At 69.2% G+C, this 5,804-nt stretch carries 6 protein-coding genes and 2 pseudogenes; 3 read left to right on the top strand and 5 right to left on the bottom strand.

Annotated features, from left to right (window positions below; genetic code table 11):
- The 3 genes and pseudogenes from AP428_RS00425 to AP428_RS00415 all read left to right on the top strand — a co-directional run.
- Nucleotides 1-247 (top strand): annotated as a pseudogene (locus AP428_RS00425) (thiamine-phosphate kinase); the annotation flags it as partial.
- Nucleotides 237-773 carry a phosphatidylglycerophosphatase A gene (locus AP428_RS00420; RefSeq protein ID WP_054927344.1) on the top strand — a complete coding sequence of 179 codons (537 nt, stop codon included), beginning with the start codon at nt 237-239 and terminating at the stop codon, nt 771-773. The pseudogene AP428_RS00425 and the gene AP428_RS00420, both read left to right, overlap by 11 nt.
- A gap of 45 nt (nt 774-818) precedes the next feature.
- Nucleotides 819-1,319, top strand: coding sequence for a CinA family protein (locus AP428_RS00415; protein ID WP_011544551.1), 501 nt, complete (start codon nt 819-821; stop codon nt 1,317-1,319).
- A 38-nt stretch (nt 1,320-1,357) separates the two neighbouring features.
- Here the strand turns inward: AP428_RS00415 and AP428_RS00410 are convergent, their stop codons facing one another.
- The 5 genes and pseudogenes from AP428_RS00410 to araH all read right to left on the bottom strand — a co-directional run.
- The gene (locus AP428_RS00410) at nt 1,358-2,416 is read right to left on the bottom strand and encodes a haloacid dehalogenase-like hydrolase (RefSeq protein ID WP_011544550.1); all 1,059 of its coding nucleotides are present in this window, start codon (nt 2,414-2,416) and stop codon (nt 1,358-1,360) included.
- A gap of 226 nt (nt 2,417-2,642) precedes the next feature.
- Nucleotides 2,643-3,470 (bottom strand): orotidine-5'-phosphate decarboxylase, encoded by an 828-nt coding sequence (gene pyrF, locus AP428_RS00405; protein ID WP_011544549.1) that lies wholly within the window; start codon nt 3,468-3,470, stop codon nt 2,643-2,645.
- Nucleotides 3,471-3,509: 39 nt separating this feature from the next.
- Nucleotides 3,510-4,571, bottom strand: coding sequence for an aldose 1-epimerase (locus AP428_RS00400; protein ID WP_011544548.1), 1,062 nt, complete (start codon nt 4,569-4,571; stop codon nt 3,510-3,512).
- A 49-nt stretch (nt 4,572-4,620) separates the two neighbouring features.
- Entirely contained in the window at nt 4,621-5,436 is an 816-nt protein-coding gene (locus AP428_RS00395) for an SDR family NAD(P)-dependent oxidoreductase (RefSeq protein ID WP_006476954.1), read from the bottom strand.
- 28 nt (nt 5,437-5,464) lie between these two features.
- A pseudogene (gene araH / locus AP428_RS00390) lies at nt 5,465-5,804 on the bottom strand (L-arabinose ABC transporter permease AraH); the annotation flags it as partial.

Genomic DNA, 5,804 nt, shown 5'->3' with positions numbered 1-5,804 from the left:
GGCCGACGTGCAGCGTCGCTGCACGCTGGCGGGCGGCGACGACTACGAACTGTGCTTCACCGCGCCGGCGGCGGCCCGCGCGGCGGTCGAAGCGGCCGGCGCCGCGGCCGGCGTGCCGGTCACGCGAATCGGTACAATACGCGCGTTGTCCGCGCCGTCGGCGCACCCCGCCATCGCGTGGCGCGACGCCGCCGGCGCGCCCCTCGCTCTCACGTTGCACGGCTTCGACCACTTCCATGCAGACTGATCCGACGCCCGCGCACGCCGCGGCCGAGCCCGGCGCCGCGCCGACCCGCGTGACGGCCCGCTTCATGCTGTCGCACCCCGCGCATCTCGTGTCGCTCGGCTTCGGCAGCGGGCTCGCGCCGATCATGCCCGGCACGTTCGGCTCGCTGTTCGGCTGGCTCACGTTCGTCGTGCTCAACCGCTACCTGACGGTGCCCGAATGGTGGGCGCTGATCGCCGTCGGCTTCGCGGCCGGCACGTGGGTCACCGGTTTCACCGCGAAGAAGGCCGGCGTGGCCGATCCGGGCGCCGTCGTCTGGGACGAGATCGTCGCGATCTGGCTCGTGATGCTGTTCGTCACGCCCGCGACCTTCGTCGGCCAGTTGTGGGCGTTCGTCGCGTTCCGCTTCTTCGACATGCTCAAGCCGCCGCCGATCCGCTACTTCGACCGCCGCCTGAAAGGCGGGCTCGGCATCATGGTCGACGATCTGGTCGCCGCGTTCATGACGCTGCTCGTGATCGCGCTGTGGCGCTCCGTCGTCGGCTGACCGATTTCCCGACTCCCGTTTCCCGACTCCCGTTTCCCGACGCGCATGCCAACCGATTCCGTCGTCCACCAGCTTGCGATCCGCGCAGGCAACAAGCTGCGTGACGAGCACCTCACGCTCGCCACCGCCGAATCCTGCACCGGCGGGATGATCGCCACCGCGATCACCGACATTTCCGGCAGCAGCCAGTGGTTCGAGCGCGGCTTCGTCACGTACTCGAACCAGGCCAAGATCGAGATGATCGGCGTGCCGGCCGACCTGATCGACAAGCACGGCGCCGTCAGCGAGCCCGTCGCGCGCGCGATGGCCGAAGGCGCGCTGCGCAACAGCCGCGCGCAGGTCGCGCTGTCCGTCACCGGCATCGCGGGCCCGGGCGGCGGCAGCGAGAAGAAGCCGGTGGGCACCGTGTCGTTCGCCTGGAGCAACCGGCTGCATACCGATGTCGAGACGCGGGTGTTCAAGGGCGACCGCGAACAGATCCGCACGCAGGCGGCCGCGCATGCGCTGCGCGGGCTGCTGAAGCTGCTCGACGAGCGCGAAGGCTGAGCGGGCCGGGCGCACGTGTCGCGCCCGCCCTCGCTTCCTTACTGGATCGCGTCGGGCTTCACGACGATCCAGTTCTTGTCCGCCGTCACCGGCAGGCCGAGCGCCTTCTGCTTCGCGGCCGATTCGTCCGACCACGCGCGGATCTGCGCCATCTGCTTGTCCTTCTTGTTGACCCACACGCGCACGCCGCCGCGCGCGACGTCGGTCGCATTCAGCAGCATGTAGCCGTCGGACGTCGGCGTGTCGCCCGCGACGAGCACCGGCTTCTTCCATTGGTCGATCCAGCCGACGATCGAACCGAGCTTGCCTTCGTACCACGTCATCGGGTTCATCAGGAACGGCGTGATCACCAGGTTGCGGTTCGCGGCCTCGTCGTACTTGCCGGCCTTGATCTGCAGCCGCGACGTGGTCAGCGCGCCGGTCGCCGGGTTGCGCAGCAGCGTCGTCACGCCGATCACGTTCTGCGGCTTCACGTTGTAGCCGTACTTCGGGTCGGCCAGCACGAGGCGCGCGAGCTCCTCGTGCGCGGCCGTCATCACGTAGACCTCGATGCCGTTCTCGCGCAGCGCGTTGTACAGCTCCTGCATCCCGCGAAAGAAGCGCGGCGGGTTCACCGTGCCGTCGACGACCTTGTCGCCCTGCCAGTAGCGGATCGGGATCGGCTTGCCGTCGGCGAGCATCGCATCGATGTGGCGCTTCAGGTCGGCGAGCGACTGGCCGGCGAACGCCTGCGCGATCCACGGATAGCAGACCAGATCGTCGATCTCGCACAGCCGGTAGTAATAGCTCGTCAGCGATTCCTTGTAGTCGGCGGAATCCTTGAACGGGATCAGCTTCAGCGACGGGTCGAGCGAGTCGCGCGTCAGCACGCCGTGGTTCTCCAGGTACGGCAGCAGCGATTCCTCGAGGTCGTAGCGGTAGGTCGTGTTGTCGGCGTCGAACACCGCGTAGTCGCCGCGGTTCGCGTGCGCGGCGATCATCGCGTTCAGCGCCTTCGCGCTGTCGGCGGGCCAGTGCGACAGATCCGCCGCATGGGCGAACGTCATGCACAGCGACGCGGCGAACGCGCTCAGAAGACGGCGGGACAGCTGGGGCATGGCGTCGCTCCTTTTCTTGACATTTTTGTGACGGATCGGTGACAAGCGGCAGCATCGCGCGAATAAATTGCGCCCATGCGATACGGAAGCGACGGAAAGTTGTTCGCGTGCGCCAGGGAGGATCGAGGAAAGCGAAGGGGGAATGCGAGGAGGCGGCGCCGGCCCACGGGCGCGGGGCCGGCGCCAACCGCCCGGCGGGCCCGCCGGGCGGTGTCGTGCGATTCGATCAGCGATGCGCGTTGATCGTGTCGCGCGTCTTCTGCGCGGCGAGCGCCGCGGCTTCGGCGAAATCCTCGCCCTTGCTCGCGTACAGGATCGCGCGCGACGAGTTGATCATCATCCCGGTGCCGTCGGCCGTGCGGCCTGCGTTGACGGTCGCCTGCACGTCGCCGCCCTGCGCGCCGATGCCGGGGATCAAGAGCGGCATGTCGCCGACGATCCCGCGCACGATCTCGATTTCCTTCGGGAACGTCGCGCCGACCACGAGACCGAGCTGGCCGTTCCGCGCGTTCCACTTGTTCGCCGCGAGGTCCGCAACGACCTGGTACAGCGGCCGGCCGTTGGTGTCGAGGAACTGCAGGTCCGAGCCGCCCGGGTTCGACGTGCGGCACAGCACGATCACGCCCTTGCCTTCATGCTCGAAGTACGGCTCGACCGAGTCGTAGCCCATGTACGGGTTCACCGTGACGGCGTCCGCGCGATAGCGCTCGAACGCTTCGCGCGCGTACTGCTCGGCCGTGCTGCCGATGTCGCCGCGCTTCGCGTCGAGGATCACCGGCAGGCCCGGATGCTGCAAATGGATGTGCGCGATCAGCCGCTCGAGCTGGTCTTCCGCGCGATGCGCGGCGAAGTACGCGATCTGCGGCTTGAACGCGCTCGCGTACGGCGCGGTCGCGTCGACGATCTGCCGGCAGAATTCGAAGATCGCGTCGGGCTGACCGTCGAACTGCACGGGAAAGCGCGACGGCTCGGGATCGAGGCCGACGCACAGCAGCGAATTCGTGCGCTGCCACGCGGCGCGCAGCGATTCAATGAAAGTAAGCGGGGAAGACATGGGGGGTACTCGCGGCAAACCGTTGGTAGACCGCGTATTTTACCCGCGTCGCCGGGCTCCCTCGCGGGTCGTGGCATTGCTGCGCGCATCGGCGCGCTCGACGGTGAACGCGAAGCGCCGCGTGAGCCGCTCGCCGGGCGCGAGCAGCGTCATCCCGTGCGCGGCCGCGCCGCCCGGCAGGTTCACCGCATTGATCGGATGATCGACCGGCTCGAAGCAGAAGAAATCCTCGCCCGGCGGTGTATAGAGCACGTACGCGTCAGCGTCGGCCGCGACGGTCAGCAACAGCCGGCGGCGCGGCCAGCTCACCGTCGCGTGGCCGCCCCAGCCGGTGAACGCGTGATTGACGAGCGTGGCCGGCAGCGGATACGCGACGCCGAACTGCCAGGCCGGCGGCACGCTCACGTGCCGCACCGGCAGGAAATCGGCGCCCGACAGCCACAGGCCGCCCGCCGCCGCGGCCAGCTCGGTCACCGCATCGCGCACGAGAAACGGATGCACGCCGAGCCCGAACGGCAGCCGCGTGCGCCCCGCGTTCTCGATCGTCAGCGCGATCGACAGCGTCGCGTCGTCGAGTTCGAACGACTGGATCGCGCGGAACGCATACGGCGCGCCGGCGGTACGGTCGAGCGACAGTTGCAGCGACGTGTCGGTCGCATCGTCCACCTGCCACCGCGCGAGCCAGCCGTCGCCGTGGATCGGCAGCGGCTCGTCGCGGCGGTTGCGCGGCACCGCGACCTTGCGCCCGTCGCATTCGAAGCGCCCGTCGCCGATCCGGTTCGAGTACGGCAGCAGCGGATAGCACGCGAGCTCGTTCGGGTCCGTCGCCGTCTCCGGGTGCTCGCAACGGCGGAACACCGGCACCAGCGCGCCGTTCTCGCCGCGCCAGTCGAAGCGCGCGATGCCGCCGCCGAGGTGCGGCAGCACGTCGAGCCGCAGCGACGCGTTCGACAACGTGACGGCCGCCGCATGCGCGGCGCCGACGCCCTGCGCGAACACGGCCGTCTGCGGGCCGGGGCTGACCGGCTGGGCGGCGGCGGCCAGGCGCGCGCGGCGCGACTGGCTGGTGGACGACGATGCGCGCGAGGACGTGGCCGTCATGGTGAGCTCCTTTCCTTCGTCGAAGAAACGATGCAGGTCGTGCGAGCGGTCAGGCCCAGCCGCCGTCGACGATCACGTCCTGCGCGGTGATCATCCGGCTGTCGTCGGCCGCGAGAAACAGCGCCATCCGCGCGAGGTCGGCCGGCAGCAGTTCGGCGTCGAGGCACTGGCCGGCCTTGATCGCCGCGCGGCCCGCGTCGTCGAGCCACAGCCGGCGCTGCTTGTCGGTCATCACCCAGCCGGGCACCAGCGAATTCACGCGGATGCCGAACGGGCCGAGATCGCGCGCGAGGCCGCGCGTCAGGCCCTGCACGGCCGCCTTCGCCATCACGTAGACCGGATAGCCGCCGTTCTTCAGCATCCAGCTGATCGAGCCGAGATTGATGATCGCGCCGCCGCCCTGCCGTTTCATGTCGTCGATCACCGCCTGCGCGGCAAAGAACTGGTGACGCAGGTTCACCGCGATGCCCGCGTCGAACGACGCGGGCGTCACGTCGCCGATCGCGTGGCGCGCGTCGTTCGCCGCGTTGTTCACGAGTACCGCGATCGCGCCGATGCGCGCGCGGATCGCATCGATCGCATGGCGCAGCGCATCGATGTCGGTCAGGTCGCACGAGAGAAACAGCGGCGCATGGCGTACGTGCGCGAGGCGTTCCGCGAGCGCGGCGCCGGCCGCCGCATCGAGGTCGACGAACGCGACGCGCGCGCCCTGTTCGGCGAAGTGCTCGACGAACGACGCGCCGATGCCGGTCGCGCCGCCCGTGATCAGCACCGCGCGATCCTCGAGGCTCGGGTAGCGCGCGAAACGCGCGTCGCTCGCGGCATGCGTAGCCTGCGAGTCAGGCGCGGAAGTATCGATGGTCATGCAGGTCGTCTCCGTGGAAACAGGTCGGTCAGTCGCGTACGCCGCGGTTCTTCAGCTGGTCGAGCAGCACGGCCGCGAGCAGGATCGCGCCACGCACCAGGTACTGGTAGAACGCGTCGATGTTCAACAGGTTCATCACGTTCTCGACGGTGCCCATGATCAGCACGCCGATCACGACGCCCGAGATCGTCGCGCGGCCGCCCATCAGCGACACGCCGCCGAGCACGCATGCGGAGATCACGTTCAGCTCGAAGCCCTGCGCGGCGTTCGGCTGGCCCGACGTGATGCGCGACGCGAGGATCACGCCGGCGAGGGCTGTGACCGCACCCTGGATCAGGAAGATGTACACGCGCGTGCGTTCGACGTTG

It is taken from the genome of Burkholderia sp. E168m22 (assembly GCF_001319805.1).
Lineage (GTDB): Bacteria > Pseudomonadota > Gammaproteobacteria > Burkholderiales > Burkholderiaceae > Burkholderia > Burkholderia orbicola.
The sequence above is the reverse complement of the archived record's forward strand: the minus strand, read 5'-3'. Positions and strand labels throughout refer to the sequence as shown.

Excerpts from the sequence above, each read along its gene's own strand:
- AP428_RS00400 (WP_011544548.1), bottom strand. The coding sequence starts at position 4,571 with ATGACGGCCACGTCCTCGCGCGCATCGTCGTCCACCAGCCAGTCGCGC.
- AP428_RS00410 (WP_011544550.1), bottom strand. The coding sequence starts at position 2,416 with ATGCCCCAGCTGTCCCGCCGTCTTCTGAGCGCGTTCGCCGCGTCGCTG.
- pyrF (WP_011544549.1), bottom strand. The coding sequence starts at position 3,470 with ATGTCTTCCCCGCTTACTTTCATTGAATCGCTGCGCGCCGCGTGGCAG.
- AP428_RS00415 (WP_011544551.1), top strand. The coding sequence starts at position 819 with ATGCCAACCGATTCCGTCGTCCACCAGCTTGCGATCCGCGCAGGCAAC.
- AP428_RS00395 (WP_006476954.1), bottom strand. The coding sequence starts at position 5,436 with ATGACCATCGATACTTCCGCGCCTGACTCGCAGGCTACGCATGCCGCG.
- AP428_RS00420 (WP_054927344.1), top strand. The coding sequence starts at position 237 with ATGCAGACTGATCCGACGCCCGCGCACGCCGCGGCCGAGCCCGGCGCC.